Genomic DNA, 19,436 nt, shown 5'->3' on the forward strand with positions numbered 1-19,436 from the left:
CAGGGGCGCCACCGGTACGCCGCGCGGGCGGACGTCGCTACTTCTCGGACACGCCCCGACCGCGCCATCGCATCCCGTTGACCTGACCGGGCTCGTCGCCGATCACATAGCGGACCCGCCGTCCGTGCACGCGCCGGGCCGGTGCCCGGCAGCCGCGCGGGCGGCAGCCGCGCGCCAGCGGCGCGTGCGGTACGCGCGCCGGGGCCCCGGCCGGGCAGGGGCCCTGCCGGGTACCGGGCGTACGGACTGCGACGGCGGCGCTCACGGTGCGGTCAGTCCCTCCCGTGCCGCAGCGCGGGGTGCGCTCCCGCGGCGACCAGATCGGCCACCGCGCCCTTCGGGTCGCGGCCGGTGACCAGCGACTCGCCGACCAGCACCGCGTCGGCCCCCGCGTTGGCATAGGCGATCAGGTCGTGCGGTCCCCGCACACCCGACTCGGCGATCTTCACGATGCCGGCCGGGATCTCGGGGGCGACCCGCTCGAACGTGCCGCGGTCGACCTTGAGCGTCCTCAGATCACGGGCGTTGACCCCGATGATCCTCGCGCCCGCGTCCACGGCCCGCTCCACCTCGTCCTCGTCGTGCACCTCGACGAGCGGGGTGAGCCCGATCGACTCGGCCCGCTCGATCAGCGAGATCAGGGCCGGCTGGTCGAGGGCCGCGACGATCAGCAGCACGAGGTCGGCGCCGTAGGCCCGCGCCTCCCAGAGCTGGTAGGAGGTGACGATGAAGTCCTTGCGCAGGACCGGGATGTCGACCTTGGCCCGTACGGCCTCCAGGTCGGCGAGCGAACCGCCGAAGCGGCGCTGCTCGGTCAGTACGGAGATGACGGCGGCGCCGCCCGCCTCGTAGTCGGCGGCGAGTCCCGCCGGGTCGGCGATCGCGGCGAGCGCGCCCTTGGACGGGCTGGACCGCTTGACCTCGCAGATCACCCGGACGCCCTCGCCGCGGAGCGCGGCGACGCCGTCCTTGGCCTGGGGCGCCTTGGCCGCGCGCTCCTTGAGCTCGTCAAGGCCGACGCGCGCCTGCCGCTCTGCGAGGTCGGCGCGGACGCCTTCGATGATCTCGTCGAGCACACTCACGCGAGCGGGCCCCCTTCCGGGACAGTGAGGGTGGTTCGGAACCGGGTCCTGCGTGGACCAGGGAACGAATCACGTACGTGTGGTGATCAAGTCGGTCATTGGATCAGGATCAGCCATATCGATGCTAGCCGGAAGAGGCCGAAGGACCCGCATCCGGTTGGCCGAGCATGCCACCACCTGGGTCTTCACGGTGCGAGCGACGAGCCGAAGGGCAGGTTTCTGACCACGCTGAAGGCAAGGAGCAGTCCGCCCAGCGTCCACCACCACACGGGCGCCAGGGAGATCCGCAGTGGGAGCTGCTTCCGGATCCGGACCACCCAGGCCACCCAGAAGACGGCGAAGACCGCGTAGCCGAGGACGGCCACCGCGTTGTCGCCCAGGGCCCCGGTCAGGTCGCCGTGCGCGACGGCATGGGCGCTGCGCAGCCCGCCGCAGCCGGGACAGTAGACGCCGGTGAGGCCGTAGAGCGGGCAGACCGGGTAGTGGCCGGCCTCATTCGGGTCGACCAGTCCGACATAGGTGAACGCGGCGCCGGCCACCGCGAGCGTGACGAGCGGCGCCAGAAGCCGGCGGACGAGCGGGGCGGGCGGCCTGGCCGGTGCGAACGGCTCCGCGGGCCAGGAGTCCGGGGCGCCCGGTGCGGGCCCGGTACCGGAGTACGGCGGGCCCGGCGCGGCCCGACCGGGACCGTCCGGCTCCGGCGCGGCGGGGATGGGCATGGGGTTCATCCGGTGATTGTCACCGCCCGTGCCGGAAGTCGCAGCCCGCTCAGGACCGCGACCCCCGAAGGCCGCCGCCGGCGGTTCCCGCCGGACCGCGCCGCGCTGTGGAGCCGCGCCGGTCAGACGGTCTGTGCCTGCGCCTGGCCCTGGCCCTGGGTCTGCGGCTCGGAACCCGCCTGGACCTGCGCGCTGGCGGCCTCGGCCCTGGCCTGCACCATCGCCGCGGACTCCTTGGGCATGCCGAGGCCTGCGGCCTTCATCGCGAGACCGACGACGCCGCCGAGCAGGACGACCCCGATGCCGGCCCAGAACCCTGCCTGGTTCGCCGCCACCATGAAGACTCCCGCGATGCAGAAGCCGAAGAAGGAGATGGTGACACCGGTCCAGGCGGCCGGGGTATGTCCGTGGCTGCTGCCCGCCATGAGTTGCTCCTCAGTTGCTGTTGCGCTATGTGAGTCGGACACTCACCCAACATTGTCCCGCATCCGCCCCCCGTACAGCGCCGGGGGTCGGCCGGAACCGCCACATGTGGCACACCCCATACGGCCCATGCCGTACGGGCGGTGCCGCGGGGCCGGTCACCCGCTCAGCTCCCGCGCGTCGGGTCCTCGCCGCGGTCCAGGGCCTTCCACAGGTCCTCGGGACGGTCGGGGTCCACGACGGGCGCCCGGCGGGCGGCGCGGGAGGGCCCGGCGGCGACGCCAGCGCCGGGCCGTTCGTAACGGCGGGACATGGCGGGCCAGCGCCGGCCGTAGCCGACGGCCAGCAGTCCGGCGGCCAGGATCAGCACACTGCCGACGGCGGTCACATAAGGCCACGCGGTGTGTGTCAGGGCCTCGACGGTGGCGGCCGCGTCGCCGGTCGTCCGCGCGGCCTTCTCGTCCAGGGCCGTGCTGTCCGACGCTCCGGTGTACGCGGCGGCTGCCGCGCCCGCGCCGCTCAGCGCGAGCAGCGCGGAGACGAGCAGCCGTCCCGCCCTGCGTACGGCGAAGACGGCGACCAGGGCCGCGAGGCCGACGACGGCGAGGGCGGCGGGGACGCCGGTGATGTCACGGCCGTTGGCGTCGAGCGGCACGGAGCCGCCTCCGACGGCAGCCGTGCCCTTGGCCCAGATCTGGCCGGAGGCGATCAGCACCACGGCTGCGCCGACGGCACCGAGGAGCAGCGCGATCGCGAGACTGCGGCGACCGCTCGCGGGGTTGTCGGCCGGGACGGCGGCGCGGGGCTGGGGTACGGGTACGGCACTCACGCCCCCCACTATCCCTTACCGGCCCGCGCCTCCCGGGGCCCGGGGTTCTTTCCCGGGCCCCGGGAGCCGGGCGGACGCCGGGTCAGACCTCGTTCAGCCGGTTCGCGGTGTGGACGGCGCGCAGCACCGCGGCTGCCTTGTTGCGGCACTCGGTGTCCTCGGAGACCGGGTCGGAGTCGGCCACGACACCCGCTCCCGCCTGCACATACGCCGTGCCGTTCCGGAGCAGGGCGGTACGGATGGCGATGGCGGTGTCGGAGTCCCCGGCGAAGTCGAGATAGCCGACGCAGCCGCCGTAGAGCCCGCGCCGGGTGGGCTCCAGTTCGTCGATGATCTGCATGGCGCGCGGTTTGGGCGCCCCGGAGAGGGTGCCCGCGGGGAAGCAGGCGGTCAGTACGTCGAAGGCGCCGCGTCCCTCGGCGACCCGTCCGGTGACGGTCGAGACGATGTGCATCACATGCGAGTAGCGCTCGACGGACATGAAGTCGACGACCTCGACGCTGCCCGGCTCGCAGACCCGGCCCAGGTCATTGCGGCCGAGGTCGACGAGCATCAGGTGTTCGGCGCGTTCCTTGGGGTCGGCGAGCAGTTCGTCGGCGAGCGCCTGGTCCTCCTGCGGGGTGGCTCCGCGCGGCCTGGTACCCGCGATCGGGTGGACCATCGCGTGCCCGTTCTCGACCTTGACCAGTGCCTCGGGGCTGGAGCCGACGACGTCGAAGGCCCCGCCGTCCTCGCTGGGGAGGCGGAACAGATACATGTACGGGCTCGGGTTGGTGGCCCGGAGCACCCGGTACACATCCAGCGCGCTCGCGGTGCACGGGGTCTCGAAGCGCTGGGAGGGCACGACCTGGAAGGCCTCGCCCGCCCGGATCCGCTCCTTGATGTCGTCGACGGCGGCCTGGTAGGCGGCGCCGCCCCAGAGCGCCGTGTACGGGGGCAGTTCTGAGGCGGGCAGCGCGGTGGGCGACGAGTGGGCGGGCTGGGCGAGGTCGGCGGCCATGGCGTCGAGGCGGGCGACGGCGTCGGCGTACGCCTCGTCCACACCGGTGTCCAGGTCGTTGTGGTTGATCGCGTTGGCGATCAGCAGGACCGTGCCGTCCCAGTGGTCGAGGACGGCCAGGTCCGAGGTGAGCAGCATGGTCAGTTCGGGGATGCGCAGGTCGTCGCGGGCGTGGTCGCCGATCTTCTCCAGGCGCCGGACGATGTCGTAGCCGAGGTAGCCGACCATGCCGCCGGTGAAGGGCGGCATTCCGGCGGAGAGGTCGCGCGGGGTGTGCAGCGTCTCCACGGTGGCGCGCAGCGCGGCGAGCGGATCGCCGTCGACGGGAACACCGACGGGCGGGGTGCCGAGCCAGTGGGTGCGGCCGTCGCGCTCGGTGAGCGTGGCGGAGGACCGCACGCCGATGAAGGAGTAGCGGGACCAGGAGCGGCCGTTCTCCGCGGACTCCAGCAGGAAGGTGCCGGGGCGCTCCGCGGCCAGCTTCCGGTACAGGCCGACCGGGGTGTCGCCGTCCGCGAGCAGCCGCCGGCTGACGGGGATGACACGGCGGTCCACCGCCAGCTTGCGGAAGGTCTCAAGATCCATGGCCGCTGACCCTACTCGTTGGGGAGTCGCTCGGAAGCCCGCGCACCCGGCGGGTCACCGGCCGAGCGGAAGGATGTCCGCCGCGAAGCAGGTACGCGCTCCGGTGTGGCAGGCCGCGCCCTCCTGGTCGACCCGGACCAGGACGGTGTCGGCGTCGCAGTCCAGGGCGACGGACTTGACGTGCTGGACATGGCCGGAGGTGTCGCCCTTGACCCAGTACTCCTGACGGCTGCGCGACCAGTAGGTGCAGCGGCCCGTGGTCAGCGTGCGGTGCAGCGCCTCGTCGTCCATCCAGCCGAGCATGAGCACCTCGCCGGTGTCGTACTGCTGTGCGATCGCCGGAATCAGTCCGTCGGCGCTGCGCTTGAGGCGATCGGCGATGGCGGGGTCGAGTCCGGCGGTCGGGCCCTGGGCCGCGGTCGTACTGGTCATACGGCCATTGTGCCGCGCCCGCTCGGGTCACCGGGCCGGACGTCCACTGGCCGGACTCGGCGCGGCCACCGTAGGGTGACGGACATGTCGACCCATGCCAAGCGTGAACGACTCCTGCTCGCCGACCTGTTGGAGGCGGCGGGCCCCGATGCCCCGACGCTGTGCGACGGCTGGCTGGCCCGGGATCTGGCGGCCCATGTGGTGGTGCGCGAGCGCCGCCCGGACGCGGCCGGCGGGACGGTGGTCCCGCTGCTCAGAAACCGGCTGGACCGGGTGCAGGGCGAGTATCTCTCGAAGCCGTACGAGGAGCTGATCCAGCTCATCCGTACCGGACCGCCCCGGATGTCCCCGTACGGCATCAAGCAGGTCGACGAGGCGGCGAACACCGTCGAGTTCTATGTCCACGCGGAGGATGTCCGGCGGGCGCAGCCCGACTGGTCGCCCCGGGAGCTGGACAGCGTGTTCGCGAACACGCTGTGGTCGCGGCTGGAGAAGACCGCCAGGCTGACGGGCCGGAAGTCGCCGGTCGGTCTGGTGCTGCGCCGCCCGGACGGCCAGACGGCCGTCGCCCATCGCGGTACCCCGGTGGTGACCGTCACCGGTGAGCCGGGTGAGCTGGTGCTCTTCGCCTTCGGCCGACAGGGCGCGGCGGATGTGCGGCTGGACGGCGACAAGGACGCGGTCGCGCGGCTTCAGGAAGCGAAGCTGGGCATCTGAGCCGCCGCGCCGGACGGCCGGCGGGGTGCGGTGCGGTACGTGGCCGTCAGCCGGGGAGCTCGGCACGGCGGACTGCCCGGAACACGAAGCCGAGCAGGCCGCCCGTGCCGCAGACGGCCGCGCTGACGACAAAAACCGGCCCGGTGCCCCACAGGCTGACCGCCGCGCCGGTGAGCGGGTAGCAGAGCGGCGCGATCCCGAGCATGAAGAGGGTCGCCACCGAGGTGACCCGTCCCAGGTAGGCGGGGTCGGAGGCGGTCTGGAGCAGGGCTCCGTTCAGCGCGCCGCTCAGGCCGGCCAGCAGTCCGATGAGGACGCCCACGGCGACGGCCGCGCCGATGGAGGGCGCGAAGGCCAGTGCGGCGACGGCGACCGATCCGGCGCTGAGCACGAGGGCCTGGACGAGTCCCGCGCGTGGCACTCGTCCCTTCACCGCCAGGGCCAGGGAGCTCGCGCCGGCGCCGGCGCCGAAGGCCGCGACGATCCAGCCCATGCCGTCGGCGCCCCAGCCGCGCTCCTGGACGAGCAGGGTGAGACCGATGTTGAGCGGGCCCAGGAAGCCCAGTTCGCCGACGGCGACGACCAGCAGCAGCGGAGCCAGCACCCGGTGGCGGCGGATGTAGCGCAGGCCGTCGACCAGTTCGCTCCAGGCGGTGCCGGCCTGACCGGCCGCCTCCCTGGCGGGCCCCGGAGCGATCCGTAGCGCGAGCAGCAGCGGGATCGACACCGCGAACAGTGCCCCGGCGACGGCGAACGCGGTCACCGAGCCGCCGAGGGCCACCGCGAGTCCGCCGAGCGGCGCCCCGGTCACATGGGCGGCGCGGGCCGCGAGTCCGCGCAGTCCCTGGACCCGTGCGAGTTGGCCGGGCGTGGTGATACGGGGCGGCAGAGCGCCGACGGCCGGCAGGAAGAGCGCGTCCACGGCGCCGAAGACCAGCGCGACGGCGGCCAGCAGCCAGAGGGTGGGCGTGGTGAACAGCAGCGCGGCGGCCATGCCCAGGATGAAGACGCAGCGCGCCGCGTCACTGCCGATGACCACCCGGCGCGGTCCGAACCGGTCGGCGAGCACTCCGCCGCCGAGCATCAGCACGGCGCGCGGTACGGCTCCGACGGCGAGCACCAGGCCCGCCTGGGCGGGACTGCCGGTGCGGGTCGCGGCCCAGGACAGCGCCAGGTAGTAGACGCTGTCACCGACCATCGAGGCGGTGTAGGCGCCGAGCCAGCGCAGGACATTGCCGTCACGGTGGGCGGGCCGCTCGGGAGCCGGTGCGACAGGTACGGACGCGAGTGCGGAGACGGGCAGGGCGGTCTCGCTCATGGGCGGGTGATCCTTCCGGGCTCGCCGGTTCAGGTGCGGAACGGGAATCCGTACAGGTGCAGCGCGACGTGCTCGCGTCCCCCGGTGTCACCGGCGTCCTCGGCGGCCCGGCCCGCGGCCTCGTACTTCTTGACGAGCTGGTGCATCTCACCGGCGAGCGCGGCGAGTTCGGCCGCTGTCAGCGGTGCCAGGTATTCGCTGCTGAAGGCGGCGCGGCGCCAGTCGGCGTCCCAGGCGCTCTGGGTGTCGAGATAGCGGCAGTAGAGATCGGAGCGCTGTTCGAAGGACATCCGGCCGACTGCGGCATGGGTGGCGGCCTTCTCGGGCGCGTCGCTGAAGTCCTCGTCATGGAAGCTCAGCCCCTGCGAGGCGAGCTGCCACCACCGCTCCCGCCCGTCCCTGCCCTGCGGCTCGGCCTGTTCGATCAGCCCGTGGTCGGCGAGTTTGCGCAGGTGGTAACTGACCAGCGACACAGCCTCGTCCACCTGGTCGGCGAGTTGCGAGGCGGTGGCCGTACGCGCGATGTACAGCGCCCGGTAGAGCTTCATGCGCAGCGGATGCCCGAACGCCTTGAGGGTGTCGAGATCGGTGATCCTGCGGGGATTGGTCTCCGGCATGTCCCGAGGCTAGACAGAAAAGAAAAGTTGCGCAATATAAATTGCGCAATAAAAGTTGCACGATCTGGGACGGGAAGCCGGAGGGGTACGCACGGAAAAAAACCGGACGCCGGAGCGGCGCCGGGCGCGGTCCTCGCGCCCGGCGACTGGGTGTCCGGGTGTCCGGGTGTCAGCGGACGGGGTGTCAGCGGACGGGTGTCAGCGGACGGGGTGCCCCGCTCCGCGCAGCGCGTCCTTGACCTGCGAGATCCGCAGATCGCCGAAGTGGAAGACGGACGCGGCCAGTACGGCGTCGGCGCCCGCGTCGATCGCCGGCGGGAAGTCCGCGAGCCGCCCCGCTCCGCCGGAGGCGATGACGGGCACGCTGACATGCTTGCGCACGGCCGCGATCATCTCGGTGTCGTAGCCGTCCTTCGTGCCGTCCGCGTCCATCGAGTTGAGCAGGATCTCTCCCGCGCCCAGCTCCGCCGCCCGGTGCGCCCACTCGACCGCGTCGATGCCGGTGCCCCGGCGCCCGCCGTGCGTCGTGACCTCGAAGGAGCCCGCCGCGGTCCTGCGCGCGTCGACCGAGAGCACCAGCACCTGGCGCCCGAACCGTTCGGCGATCTCCCGGAGCAGTTCGGGCCTGGCGATGGCCGCCGTGTTGACCCCGACCTTGTCGGCGCCCGCCCTGAGCAACTTGTCGACATCCTCGGGCGCACGGACGCCGCCGCCGACGGTGAGCGGGATGAAGACCTGTTCGGCGGTGCGGCGCACCACGTCGTACGTCGTCTCGCGGTCGCCTGACGAGGCGGTGATGTCGAGGAACGTCAACTCGTCGGCGCCCTCGGCGTCATAGAGCTTGGCCATCTCGACCGGGTCGCCCGCGTCGCGCAGATTCCGGAAGTTGACGCCCTTGACCACCCGGCCGTTGTCCACGTCCAGGCAGGGAATGACTCGGACCGCGAGCGTCATGCGGGCGCTCCCCTGAAGGCTTCGACCTCGACCTCGACGACCAGGCTCGGATCGATGAGGCCGGCGACGATGACCATCGAAGCGGCGGGCCGTACGGCGTCGAAGAGTTCCTTGTGGGCGCGGCCGATGTCGTCCGCGTCCCGGGCGTGGGTGATGTACATCCGGGTACGCACCACGTCCGCCACGCCGAGGCCCAGTTCCTCCAGCGCCTTGACGGCGACACCGAAGGCGGTCTTCGTCTGTTCGTACGGTCCGCCCTCCGCGATCCTGCCGCCGACCACCGAGGTGCAGCCGGACACCAGGACAAGGCCGTTGGGGAGTTCCACGGCCCGGGAGTAACCGAAGGTCTCCTCCCAGGGGCCGCCCGACGCGATCTTCCGCACGTCGCTCATCCGGACACCGCCGCGAGCGCCTCTTCCAGGGTGAACGCCTTGGCGTACAGCGCCTTGCCGACGATCGCGCCCTCGACCCCGGCGGGCACCAGGGTGGCGAGGGCACGCAGGTCGTCCAGCGAGGAGACCCCGCCCGAGGCGACGACCGGCTTGTCGGTCGCGGCGCAGACGCTCTTCAGCAGTTCCAGGTTGGGGCCCTGGAGGGTGCCGTCCTTGGCGATGTCGGTGACGACATAGCGCGCGCAGCCCTCGGAGTCGAGGCGGGCCAGGGTCTCGTAGAGATCGCCGCCGTCACGGGTCCAGCCACGGCCGCGCAGGGTGGTCCCGCGTACGTCGAGGCCGACCGCGATCCGGTCGCCGTGCTCGGCGATGACCTTGGCGACCCACTCCGGGGTCTCCAGCGCGGCCGTACCGAGGTTGACCCGGGTGCAGCCGGTGGCGAGGGCGGCGGCGAGCGAGGCGTCGTCACGGATGCCGCCGGACAGTTCGACCTTGAGGTCCTTGTCCGCGAAGGACGCGGTGACCTCGGCGATCAGCGCGCGGTTGTCACCGGTGCCGAAGGCCGCGTCGAGGTCGACAAGGTGCAGCCACTCGGCGCCGGCGCGCTGCCAGGCGAGGGCCGCTTCCAGCGGAGAGCCGTACGACGTCTCCGTACCGGACTCGCCGTGCACGAGCCGCACGGCCTGGCCGTCGCGGACGTCGACGGCGGGGAGGAGTTCGAGCTTCGGCACAGATGACATTCAGAGGGTTCCGATCCAGTTGGTCAGCAGCCGGGCGCCGGCGTCGCCGGACTTCTCGGGGTGGAACTGGGTGGCCCACAGCGCGCCGTTCTCCACGGCGGCCACGAACGGCTCGCCGTGCGTGGACCAGGCGACCTTGGGGCCGCGGATCCTGGGGTTGGTGACCTCCAGGCTCCAGTCGTGCGCCGCGTACGAGTGCACGAAGTAGAAGCGGGCGTCGGCGTCGAGCCCGGCGAACAACTCGCTGTCCTCCGCCGCCTCGACCGTGTTCCAGCCCATGTGCGGGACGATCGGGGCCCGGAGCGGACCGACCGTGCCGGGCCACTCGTCGAGGCCCTCGGTCTCCACACCGTGCTCGATGCCGCGCTCGAAGAGGATCTGCATCCCGACGCAGATGCCCATGACGGGACGGCCGCCGGCCAGCCTGCGGCCGACGATCCACTCGCCGCGTGCTTCCCTGAGCCCCCGCATACAGGCGGAGAAGGCGCCGACACCGGGGACGAGCAGTCCGTCGGCGTTCATGGCCCGGTCGAAGTCACGGGTGATTTCGACATCGGCCCCGGCCCGGGCCAGGGCGCGTTCCGCGGACCGGACATTGCCGAATCCGTAGTCGAACACGACCACACTGGCGCGCTTGCTCATTCCCAGATCCCTTGGATACGCAGGACTCCCGCGACCAGACAGAGCAGCGAGCAGAGGGCCAGCAGCCCGATCACGCCCTTGGGCAGCTTCTGTTTGGAGAAGGAGTAGACACCTCCGGCCAGAAAGAGTCCCACGACAATCAGAATGGTGGACAGACCGGTCACAGGGCGCCCTTGGTAGACGGAAGGATTCCCACCGCGCGCGGGTCGCGCTCGGAGGCGTACCGCAGGGCACGGGCGAGCGCCTTGAACTGGCACTCCACGATGTGGTGCGCGTTGCGGCCGTACGGCACATGGACATGCAGCGCGATCCGGGCCTGGGCCACGAAGGACTCCAGGATGTGCCGGGTCATCGTGGTGTCGTAGGCGCCGATCATCGGCGCCATGTTCTCCGGCTCGGTGTGCACCAGGTACGGGCGGCCCGACAGATCGACGGTGACCTCGGCGAGCGATTCGTCCAGCGGGACGGTGCAGTTGCCGAAGCGGTAGATACCGACCTTGTCCCCGAGGGCCTGCTTGAACGCGGCGCCGAGGGCGAGGGCCGTGTCCTCGATGGTGTGGTGCGAGTCGATGTGCAGATCGCCCTCGGTCTTCACCGTGAGGTCGAAGAGGCCGTGCCGGCCGAGCTGGTCGAGCATGTGGTCGAAGAAACCGACCCCGGTCGACACATCGACCCTGCCGCTGCCGTCGAGATCGATCTCGACGACGACGGAGGTCTCCTTGGTACTGCGCTCCACGCGGCCGATGCGGCTCATGCGCTCTGCTCCTTCGGGGGTGTGGGCGTGTCTCCCACATAACTCGGCATGTCTCGTACCGCGTCGAGGAACGCGTCGTTCTCGGCCGGGGTGCCCGCGGTGACCCGCAGCCATCCCGGTACGCCGTTGTCCCGGATCAGGACGCCTCTGTCGAGGATCCGCCGCCAGGCCGCGTGGGCGTCCTCGAAGCGGCCGAACTGCACGAAGTTCGCGTCCGACTCGGTGACCTCGAAACCGATCGCCCGCAACTCGCGCACCAGGCGGTCCCGCTCGGTCTTGAGCTGTTCGACGTATCCCAGCAGCGTATCGGTGTGCTCCAGCGCGGCCAGCGCGGTGGCCTGGGTGACGGCGGAGAGGTGGTACGGCAGGCGTACGAGCTGGACAGCGTCCACCACGGCCGGGTGCGCGGCGAGATAGCCGAGGCGCAGTCCCGCCGCGCCGAAGGCCTTGGACATCGTGCGGGAGACGACCAGCCGCGGCCTGCCCTCGATGAGCGGGAGCAGCGAGGGCCGGTGGCTGAATTCGACATATGCCTCGTCGACGACGACCAGGGATGGCCTGGCCGCCTGGGCGGCCTCGTACAGCGCGAGGACCGTCTCCGCGTCGACCGCGGTGCCCGTGGGGTTGTTGGGCGAGGTGATGAAGACGACGTCGGGGCGGTGCTCGTCGATCGCCTTGCGCGCCGCCGCCACATCGATGGTGAAGTCCTCGTGGCGCGGTCCCGAGAGCCAGCCGGTGCCGGTGCCGCGCGCGATCAGACCGTGCATCGAGTACGAGGGCTCGAAGCCGATGGCCGTGCGCCCCGGGCCGCCGAAGGTCTGGAGGAGCTGCTGGATGACCTCGTTGGAGCCGTTGGCCGCCCAGACGTTCGCGTGGGTCAGCGGGTGCTTGCCGGTGCGGGTCAGATAGCGGGCCAGCTCGGTGCGGAGCTCGACGGCGTCCCGGTCCGGATAGCGGTTGAGCCCCCGGGCCGCCTCGCGGACGCGCTCGGTGATCCGCTCGACCAGCGGCTCGGGCAGCGGGTACGGGTTCTCGTTGGTGTTGAGCTGCACGGGGACGTCGAGCTGCGGCGCGCCGTACGGGGTCTTGCCGCGCAGTTCGTCCCGTACCGGCAGGTCGTCGATGCCGAAGCTTCCGGGGTCGCTCACTTGCCGGGCACCTGCCATCCGAACCGGGCCCGGACCGCCGCGCCGTGCGCGGGCAGGTCCTCCGCCTCGGCCAGCGTCACCACATGGTGGCCGACATCGGCGAGCGCGTCCCTGCTGTAGTCCACGATGTGGATGCCACGCAGGAAGGACTGGACGGAGAGACCGGACGAGTGGCAGGCACAACCGCCGGTCGGCAGCACGTGGTTGGAGCCCGCGCAGTAGTCGCCGAGGGACACCGGGGCGTACGGGCCGACGAAGACGGCGCCCGCGTTGCGGACCCGCGCGGCGACGCCGGCCGCGTCGGCGGTCTGGACCTCCAGGTGTTCGGCTCCGTACGCGTCGACGACCCGCAGGCCGTCCTCGACGGAGTCGACCAGGACGATCGCGGACTGCCTGCCCGACAGGGCGGGCAGGATCCGTTCTTCGGCGTGCCTGGCCGCCGCGACCTGCGGCTCCAGCTCCTTCTCGACGGCGTCGGCCAGGTCGGCGGAGTCCGTGACGAGGACGGCCGCGGCGAGCGGGTCGTGCTCGGCCTGGCTGATCAGATCCGCGGCGACATGCACCGGGTCGGCGGTCGCGTCCGCGAGGACCGCGATCTCGGTCGGGCCCGCCTCGGTGTCGATGCCGATCCGGCCGGTGAAGTAGCGCTTGGCGGCGGCGACCCAGATGTTGCCGGGGCCGGTGACCATATTGGCCGGAGCGCATTCGTCCGTCCCGTACGCGAACATCGCGACGGCCTGGGCGCCGCCCGCCGCGTACACCTCGTCGATCCCCAGCAGCGCGCAGGCGGCCAGGATCGTCGGGTGCGGCAGGCCGCCGAATTCCCGCTGCGGCGGTGAGGCGAGGGCGATGGACTCGACGCCCGCCTCCTGCGCGGGAACCACATTCATGATCACGGACGACGGGTAGACGGAGAGTCCGCCCGGCGCGTAGAGGCCGACCCGCCCGACCGGCACCCATTTCTCGGTGACCGTGCCGCCGGGCACGACCCGGGTGGTGTGCGGTTCGCGCCGCTGCGCGCGGTGGACCAGCCTGGCCCGCAGGACCGACTCCTCCAGAGCGGCCCGTACGGCCGGATCGAGCCGCTCCAGCGCGTCGGTGAGGGCGGCCGCGGGCACCCGCACCCGCTCCAGCGTCACCCCGTCGAACCTCTCCGCGTACTCGATCAGCGCCGCCGTGCCCCGATGATGGACGTCCTCGCAGATCGGACGCACCTTCTCCAGTGCGGCTTCCACGTCGAACTCGGCTCGGGGCAGCAGGTCACGCAGCTTTCCGCCCTCGGGAAGGGCGTCGCCGCGCAGATCGATTCGTGAGATCACGGGGTCAATTCTCGCAGACCGGAACGGGCGGCCGGACGCGTGTATCACTGGCTGATACTCGCCGTGGACATCGCCCCTCACTCCTCGCGTTCAGCACGTCACCCAGTGGGCACAAAAGGAGTACAGACCCTTCTGTAACGATCTGTACGCAAACGGGGAAGCGGAGGGCGGCCGTGACCGAGCCGCGGAACGACGAATCTCCCGACTGGCTCAGCGCCGCCGAGCTGGGCATGTGGCACGCGTTCCGCAACGGCGGCACGTACGACCTGAGCACCTCGGACCCGGTGCTCGACGATCCCTTCTCGGCGCCCCCCTGGGGCACGGAGCGCAGTGTGCGCGCCCGGGTCATCGCCCTGCTGCTGCTCAGCGGCCCGCCGGCGCTGCCGGGCCGGGTCGCGGCGCTCAAGCTCAGCGGGGTACGGATCACCGGGACGCTCAATCTCGCGGGCGGCACGATAAACCCGTATGTCGAGCTGACCGACTGCCTCTTCGAGAACGAGGTGGTGCTGCCCGAGTCGCACTTCACCACGCTGCGCATGGTGGGCTGCGCGCTGCCCCGGCTGGAGGCCGCGCGGCTGCGCACCGAGGGCGACCTCCATCTGCCGCGCTGCCGGGTGGAGCGCGGCATCCGGCTCACCGACGCCCAGATCGGCACGGATCTGCTGATCAGCCAGATCCGGGTGCGTCCCGACCGGACGGGCCGCGCGATCGCCGCCGACGGGCTGTGTGTGGCGCAGGATCTCCAGGCCGACCGGATCGAGACCTATGGCGAGGTCAGCCTGCGCGGCGCGAAGGTCGGGGTGTCGCTGAGCCTGCGCGGCAGCAGACTGCGCGCGGCGCGCGAGCTGCGGGCGCTCAACGCGCCGCGGCTGACGGTCGAGCGGACCCTCCATATGACGGGCGCGTGGGTGACCGAGGAGAACGGCCCCGCGGGCACGACTCCGCCGCACGGCCTCACCTGTCCCGCCGCGCCGGGCGACGGCGCCCGGCTGCGGCGCTTCGAATGCCGGGGCGGGGTGCGGCTGGACGACGGCCGGTTCGGTGACGCGGTCGACATGGAACAGGCACGGTTCACCATGACGGCCACGGAGGAGCTGTCGCTGCGCAGAATCGTCACACCCGAGTTGCGGTTCACGTGCGACCACATCGAGGAGGGCCGGGTCGTGCTGAACGGCGCGAAGATCGTCACGCTGGTCGACATGTCGACGAGCTGGCCCGGCCCCGGCGGGCTCGCCATGGGCGGTCTGGTGTACGAGAACCTCGTGCCGTTCGGGCATTTCCCGCTCACCCGGCGGCTGGAGTGGCTGGCCGCGGCGACCCCCGAGTACGCGCCCGAGCCCTATGAGCGGCTGGCACAGGTGCTGCGGAACAGCGGCGAGGACGCGGACGCCCGCGAGGTGCTGCTCGCCAAGCAGCGCAGGAGGCGCGAGACAATGCCGCTGGCGCCCAAGCTCTGGGGGTACCTCCAGGACTGGACGGTCGCCTACGGCTACCGGCCCGGGCGGGCCGCGGCGTGGATGGCGGTGCTGTGGGGCGCTGGCACCGTCGCTTTCGATCTCCATCCGCCGCCGGCGCTCCACGCCGATCAGCATCCGGACTGGAATCCCGCGCTCTACGCCCTCGATCTGCTGGTGCCGGTGATCAATCTCGGCCAGGACGGCTACTGGCGGCTGGAGGGCGGCTGGCAGTGGGCGGCGGCGGCGCTGGTCCTGCTCGGCTGGGTCCTCGCCACCACGGTCGCCGCGGGCACCTCGCGGCTCCTGCGTCGCGGCTGATCCGCTTTCTTTACGGTCCCTTGACTTCGGTCAGGACAACCTTTCCGCCTGATACGAAAGCTTCACAGCCACCCCCTGGCGCGTCCGCGACCTGCGGTTTTCAATGGTCCGCACCATGTCATTGCTTCGCGCCCTGATCAGCACCGCGCGTATGGTCCGGTACACCCCGCAGCTCGCCGCCGGGCTGCCGCCGGACAACGCGGTGCTGCTCGACGCCCCCGACGGGCGGCTCGCTCCCGCACTGGTCTCGGCCGCCCTCGGCGAGTACGAGTGCGCGGCGAAGCTGCTCGCCACCACACGGGAATCGGCCGAGTGGGAGAACCGCGACCGCTATGTCACCCGGCTCGCCGCCTTCGCCCACGGCCGTGACGCCTGGCTGGGCGCGTGGCTGCGCGCCTCGCCCCGTGACCCGGACGCGCTTCTCGTCAGGGCCGAACTGGCCGTCCGCAGGGCCTGGGAGTCACCGGCGCGCGCCGAACGGCTGCGGGACACGGGCCCGCTGATCGACGCGGCGGCCGACGGCGATCCGCGCGATCCGGTGCCCTGGCGCATCGCGCTGGACCACGCGCGCGGTACGCACGCCACCCACTCCGCCTTCGAGTCGCTGTGGGCGCAGGCCGTGCGCCGCTCCTCGCACCACTACGGCTGCCATGTCGCGGCGCTGCAGTACCTGTCGGCGCAGTGGTACGGCTCGCACCGGGAGTGCTTCGACTTCGCCGAACAGGCGGCGCACGACGCCCTGCCCGGTTCCCTGGTGCGGGCGCTGCCCGTCCGGGCGGCGTTCACCCAGATACTGAACGGCGATCCCACCACGCCGGTGCAGGCGGACCGCATCGACGCGGCGGCCGATCTCGCGATCGAGGTCTCCGCCGGGTACGAGGCGGCCGACCCCTGGCCGGCCGAGGTCCGCAATCTGCTGGCGTACGTGCTGGTGGGGCGGGGACGCTGGACCGCCGCGCTGGAGCAGTTCCGGCTGATCGGGCCGTACGCGACCTCCTTTCCCTGGACCTCCGTCACCGACGATCCGCTCGGCCAGTTCCTCGAAACACGGGACGGCGTGCGGCTCCAGGTGGCCTCCGCGATGCCTTTGCGGAGCCGGGCCGACCGGAGAGGTCCCGGCGGCCATTACGCTTGACCGCTGTGACCACAGCACGCCTGCCTCTCTTCCCGCTGAACGCGGTGCTGTTCCCGGGCCTCGTCCTGCCGCTGAACGTCTTCGAGGAGCGCTATCGCGCGATGATGCGTGAGCTGCTCAAGACGGATGAGTCCGAACCGCGCCGATTCGCCGTGGTCGCCATCCGTGACGGGCACGAGGTCGCGATGACCGCCCCCGGGATGCCGGACCCGACCGCCGTGCTCCACCGAGGCCCCGCCGCCGGCTTCGGTCCCGCGCCGCTCGACTCCTTCCACCCGGTCGGCTGTGTCGCCGACGCGGCGACGATCCGCGAGCGCCCGGACGGCAGCTTCGAGGTACTGGCCACCGGCACCACCCGGGTGCGGCTGCTCTCGGTCGACGCGGGCGGCCCGTATCTGACGGCCGAGACCGAGGAGTTGCCCGAGGAGACGGGCGAGGGCGCCGGCGCGCTCGCCGAGGGCGTGATGCGGGCATTCGTCAACTACCAGAAGAGGCTGGCCGGAGCGCGCGAGCGCTCGCTCTCCACCAGCGACGAACTGCCGGACGAGCCCGCGGTCGTCTCGTATCTGGTCGCCGCCGCGGCCATGCTCGACACCGCGACGCGGCAGCGGCTGCTGGAGGCACCGGACGTCGCGGCCCGGCTGCGCGCGGAGCTGAAGCTGCTGCGGTCCGAGACCGCGGTGATCCGCCATCTCCCCTCGCTGCCCGCCGTGGATCTGACTCAGACACCGACCAGCCCCAACTGACGCAAGGGACAGGCGCGTTGGCGAAGAAGGCCAAGAAACAGCAGCAGTCCGGCGGCACTCCGGCGACGGTCGCGCTGACGGCCGCCGGCACGGCGTACACCCTGCACGCGTACGAGCACGATCCCGCGTCCGCCTCCTACGGCGAGGAGGCGGCCGAGGCGCTGGGCGTCTCACCGGACCGCGTCTTCAAGACCCTGGTCGCGGACGTCGACGGCGAGCTGACCGTGGCCGTCGTGCCGGTCGCCGGCTCACTGGACCTCAAGGCCCTCGCGGCGGCGGTCGGCGGCAAACGGGCGTCGATGGCGGACCCGGCGGCGGCCGAGCGTACGACGGGGTATGTCCGCGGCGGCATCTCCCCGCTCGGTCAGCGCAAGCGGCTGCGCACGGTCCTGGACGCCTCCGCCCGGGCCCATCCGACGATCTGTGTCTCGGCGGGCCGCCGCGGCCTGGAGGTCGAACTGTCCCCGGCGGATCTGGCGGCGCTCACGGCGGCCGTACTGGCCCCCATCGGCCGCGCCTGACCCGGCTGCTTCACCGACCCGGCTGCTTCACCGACCCGGCTACTTCTCCGGGCCGGCTACTTCTCCGGGCCGCCCCACGCCCCGCCGTGCTCCTCGCCCCGGCGGGGGGCCTGGGCCGTGCCCCAGTCCCATTCCGGCTCCGGGTCCCGCGGGCCGAACAGGGCCGTCAGCGCCAGATGGACCACCATCGCGGCCACCGGCCACGCCAGCAGCGCGCCCTTCGCGTTCAGTTCGAGCGGCGCGTCGAAGGTGACCCCCTTGCCCGCCGCCCTGGCGTGCGCCACCACGTCCGAGGTGGGGCCGAGCCACGCGCCGAGCTGCCAGGCCAGCAGCCCGCCGAGGACGCCGCCCAGCGCCAGGCCCACCACCAGGCCGACGCCGCCGCGTCTGCGGAACAGCAGGAAGGCCAGGGCGGCGCTGACCGCGCCGAAGGCGAGGGCCAGCAGCGCGAACGTACCGTCGGCGCCGATCGCCTCCTCGCCCTCCGTGTCCTTCAGGAAGACCGCCGTGTCGTCCGAGATCAACGGGATACGCGGCGCCAGCCACAGCCAGAGCAGCCCGAGCGCCACACCCGACACCGCGACCGCCACCGTCACCACGACGGCCTGCCGCACTTCGGTCTTCATGTCGGGGCCCTCCTGCGCCGCGGCGAAGGAAGCGGGGTGCGATCCCCCGTCCTCGGGCGTCTGCCAGGGGTCGTGCGGCGGCTGGTGGGGCGGCGTCAGAGGTGCGGTCACTCCGCCATCGTGCCAGGCCCGGCCAAGGGGCGCCTCACCGGACCGCTGCCCGCCGGTACGCCCAGGTCGCGACGGCCAGCGAGAAGACGCCGACGGCCGCGCAGACCGCCAGGTCGAGACCGACGGCGGCCCAGTCGGGATGCGCGTCGAACGTCCGGGCGAGGGCCTCGACGCCATAGGTGGAGGGCAGCAGATCGCGCGCGTACGCGACCGGCCCCGGCAGCCGATCCGCGGGCAGCACCCCCAGCAGCAGCGCCGCGGACATCCCGAGCTGCCCGAGCAGGGTGGCCAGCTCCTGGCGCGGCGCCAGCAGGCCCAGCGCGCCGCCCAGCCCCGCGAGGGCCGCCCCGGCCAGCGGAATGACGGCGGCCAGCACCCACAGATGGGTCAGGGGCAGATCGAAGAGCACACTTCCCGCGACGGCGGTGACGGCCGTCCCCGGCGCCGTGAAGGAGGCGTACGCGGCGGCCGTGCCGAGCACCACCGCGGCGGGCGGCACGGGCAGCGTGGCGTAGTGGTCGAGGCCGCCGCCGGCCCGTAGCTGGCCGAAGTACTGCGCGAGCAGATTGAGCGCCACGAAGGCGACAACCAGCACGCTGGACCCGGCGACGACGGCCCGTGCCTCGTCGCCCCCGTCGACGACGCCCCGCATCAGGATCATGATCCCGACGGACTGGAAGGTCGCGACGAACAGCAGCGGGATCCGGGCGACCCGGGCCCGGGAGAGCTGGGCGCGGTAGACGGCGGCGAGCGAGGGCAGCAGCCGGGCCCTGGGCGCGAGGGGCGCGGGCGCGGCGGCCGTCCCTGCGGTGCTCTCTCCTGGCGTCCGGACGCTGCCGGCCACGGCCTCC

24 protein-coding genes are annotated in these 19,436 nt (G+C 72.3%); 5 read left to right on the forward strand and 19 right to left on the reverse strand.

Annotated elements, in window-relative coordinates; translation table 11 throughout:
- Nucleotides 1-37 precede the first annotated feature (37 nt).
- The 7 genes from ABZ707_RS01000 to hisI form a co-directional block, all read right to left on the reverse strand.
- Nucleotides 38-265, reverse strand: a complete 228-nt coding sequence (locus ABZ707_RS01000) for a tryptophan synthase subunit(beta) (RefSeq protein ID WP_360165628.1) — start codon at nt 263-265, stop codon at nt 38-40.
- Between the two features lie 7 nt (nt 266-272).
- Entirely contained in the window at nt 273-1,082 is an 810-nt protein-coding gene (trpC, locus tag ABZ707_RS01005; RefSeq protein WP_360165631.1) for an indole-3-glycerol phosphate synthase TrpC, read from the reverse strand.
- 185 nt (nt 1,083-1,267) lie between these two features.
- The gene (locus ABZ707_RS01010; protein ID WP_360166913.1) at nt 1,268-1,801 is read right to left on the reverse strand and encodes a DUF2752 domain-containing protein; all 534 of its coding nucleotides are present in this window, start codon (nt 1,799-1,801) and stop codon (nt 1,268-1,270) included.
- A gap of 122 nt (nt 1,802-1,923) precedes the next feature.
- A complete protein-coding gene (locus ABZ707_RS01015) occupies nt 1,924-2,226 on the reverse strand; it encodes an HGxxPAAW family protein (RefSeq protein WP_360165634.1) in 303 nt (100 codons plus the stop codon).
- A gap of 164 nt (nt 2,227-2,390) precedes the next feature.
- Nucleotides 2,391-3,062 carry a TIGR02234 family membrane protein gene (locus ABZ707_RS01020; protein ID WP_360165637.1) on the reverse strand — a complete coding sequence of 224 codons (672 nt, stop codon included), beginning with the start codon at nt 3,060-3,062 and terminating at the stop codon, nt 2,391-2,393.
- A gap of 73 nt (nt 3,063-3,135) precedes the next feature.
- Nucleotides 3,136-4,638, reverse strand: a complete 1,503-nt coding sequence (locus tag ABZ707_RS01025) for an anthranilate synthase component I (RefSeq protein WP_360165640.1) — start codon at nt 4,636-4,638, stop codon at nt 3,136-3,138.
- 54 nt (nt 4,639-4,692) lie between these two features.
- Entirely contained in the window at nt 4,693-5,070 is a 378-nt protein-coding gene (gene hisI, locus ABZ707_RS01030; protein ID WP_360165643.1) for a phosphoribosyl-AMP cyclohydrolase, read from the reverse strand.
- A gap of 84 nt (nt 5,071-5,154) precedes the next feature.
- Between hisI and ABZ707_RS01035 the strand changes: the two genes are divergently transcribed.
- A complete protein-coding gene (locus ABZ707_RS01035) occupies nt 5,155-5,787 on the forward strand; it encodes a TIGR03085 family metal-binding protein (protein ID WP_360165646.1) in 633 nt (210 codons plus the stop codon).
- A gap of 46 nt (nt 5,788-5,833) precedes the next feature.
- Here ABZ707_RS01035 and ABZ707_RS01040 read toward each other — a convergent pair whose 3' ends face one another.
- From ABZ707_RS01040 to hisD, 10 genes are all read right to left on the reverse strand, one after another.
- A complete protein-coding gene (locus tag ABZ707_RS01040) occupies nt 5,834-7,105 on the reverse strand; it encodes an MFS transporter (RefSeq protein ID WP_360165649.1) in 1,272 nt (423 codons plus the stop codon).
- A gap of 29 nt (nt 7,106-7,134) precedes the next feature.
- Nucleotides 7,135-7,722, reverse strand: coding sequence for a helix-turn-helix domain-containing protein (locus tag ABZ707_RS01045; RefSeq protein WP_360165652.1), 588 nt, complete (start codon nt 7,720-7,722; stop codon nt 7,135-7,137).
- A 198-nt stretch (nt 7,723-7,920) separates the two neighbouring features.
- The gene (hisF, locus tag ABZ707_RS01050; RefSeq protein ID WP_360165654.1) at nt 7,921-8,676 is read right to left on the reverse strand and encodes an imidazole glycerol phosphate synthase subunit HisF; all 756 of its coding nucleotides are present in this window, start codon (nt 8,674-8,676) and stop codon (nt 7,921-7,923) included.
- A complete protein-coding gene (locus ABZ707_RS01055; protein ID WP_360165657.1) occupies nt 8,673-9,068 on the reverse strand; it encodes a RidA family protein in 396 nt (131 codons plus the stop codon). Before ABZ707_RS01055 ends, hisF begins: the two co-directional genes overlap by 4 nt.
- Complete coding sequence (gene priA, locus ABZ707_RS01060; RefSeq protein ID WP_360166916.1) at nt 9,065-9,799, reverse strand: bifunctional 1-(5-phosphoribosyl)-5-((5-phosphoribosylamino)methylideneamino)imidazole-4-carboxamide isomerase/phosphoribosylanthranilate isomerase PriA; 735 nt, start codon at nt 9,797-9,799, stop codon at nt 9,065-9,067. Before priA ends, ABZ707_RS01055 begins: the two co-directional genes overlap by 4 nt.
- Before the next feature lie 9 nt (nt 9,800-9,808).
- Nucleotides 9,809-10,450, reverse strand: coding sequence for an imidazole glycerol phosphate synthase subunit HisH (gene hisH / locus ABZ707_RS01065; protein WP_360165661.1), 642 nt, complete (start codon nt 10,448-10,450; stop codon nt 9,809-9,811).
- Entirely contained in the window at nt 10,447-10,614 is a 168-nt protein-coding gene (locus ABZ707_RS01070) for a hypothetical protein (protein ID WP_360165664.1), read from the reverse strand. The genes hisH and ABZ707_RS01070 overlap by 4 nt, the downstream gene beginning before the upstream one ends.
- A complete protein-coding gene (hisB, locus tag ABZ707_RS01075; RefSeq protein WP_360165667.1) occupies nt 10,611-11,204 on the reverse strand; it encodes an imidazoleglycerol-phosphate dehydratase HisB in 594 nt (197 codons plus the stop codon). Before hisB ends, ABZ707_RS01070 begins: the two co-directional genes overlap by 4 nt.
- Nucleotides 11,201-12,352: a histidinol-phosphate transaminase gene (locus ABZ707_RS01080; protein WP_360165670.1), complete on the reverse strand. Its 1,152-nt coding sequence runs from the start codon at nt 12,350-12,352 to the stop codon at nt 11,201-11,203. Before ABZ707_RS01080 ends, hisB begins: the two co-directional genes overlap by 4 nt.
- Nucleotides 12,349-13,671, reverse strand: a complete 1,323-nt coding sequence (gene hisD / locus ABZ707_RS01085; protein WP_360165673.1) for a histidinol dehydrogenase — start codon at nt 13,669-13,671, stop codon at nt 12,349-12,351. Before hisD ends, ABZ707_RS01080 begins: the two co-directional genes overlap by 4 nt.
- A 173-nt stretch (nt 13,672-13,844) precedes the next feature.
- Between hisD and ABZ707_RS01090 the strand changes: the two genes are divergently transcribed.
- From ABZ707_RS01090 to ybaK, 4 genes are all read left to right on the forward strand, one after another.
- Complete coding sequence (locus tag ABZ707_RS01090; RefSeq protein WP_360165676.1) at nt 13,845-15,446, forward strand: oxidoreductase; 1,602 nt, start codon at nt 13,845-13,847, stop codon at nt 15,444-15,446.
- Nucleotides 15,447-15,549: 103 nt separating this feature from the next.
- Entirely contained in the window at nt 15,550-16,581 is a 1,032-nt protein-coding gene (locus ABZ707_RS01095) for a hypothetical protein (protein ID WP_360165679.1), read from the forward strand.
- Nucleotides 16,582-16,586: 5 nt separating this feature from the next.
- Nucleotides 16,587-17,327, forward strand: a complete 741-nt coding sequence (locus ABZ707_RS01100; RefSeq protein ID WP_360165682.1) for an LON peptidase substrate-binding domain-containing protein — start codon at nt 16,587-16,589, stop codon at nt 17,325-17,327.
- Between the two features lie 17 nt (nt 17,328-17,344).
- On the forward strand, nt 17,345-17,848 hold the full coding sequence (gene ybaK / locus ABZ707_RS01105; RefSeq protein ID WP_360165685.1) for a Cys-tRNA(Pro) deacylase: 504 nt from the start codon (nt 17,345-17,347) through the stop codon (nt 17,846-17,848).
- A 56-nt stretch (nt 17,849-17,904) separates the two neighbouring features.
- Here ybaK and ABZ707_RS01110 read toward each other — a convergent pair whose 3' ends face one another.
- Nucleotides 17,905-18,585 carry a hypothetical protein gene (locus tag ABZ707_RS01110; RefSeq protein WP_360165688.1) on the reverse strand — a complete coding sequence of 227 codons (681 nt, stop codon included), beginning with the start codon at nt 18,583-18,585 and terminating at the stop codon, nt 17,905-17,907.
- 34 nt (nt 18,586-18,619) lie between these two features.
- The gene (locus ABZ707_RS01115; protein ID WP_360166919.1) at nt 18,620-19,429 is read right to left on the reverse strand and encodes an ABC transporter permease; all 810 of its coding nucleotides are present in this window, start codon (nt 19,427-19,429) and stop codon (nt 18,620-18,622) included.
- Nucleotides 19,430-19,436: the final 7 nt, after the last annotated feature.

The sequence above is a fragment of the Streptomyces sp. NPDC006923 genome (genome assembly GCF_040635655.1).
Taxonomy (GTDB): Bacteria; Actinomycetota; Actinomycetes; order Streptomycetales; family Streptomycetaceae; genus Streptomyces.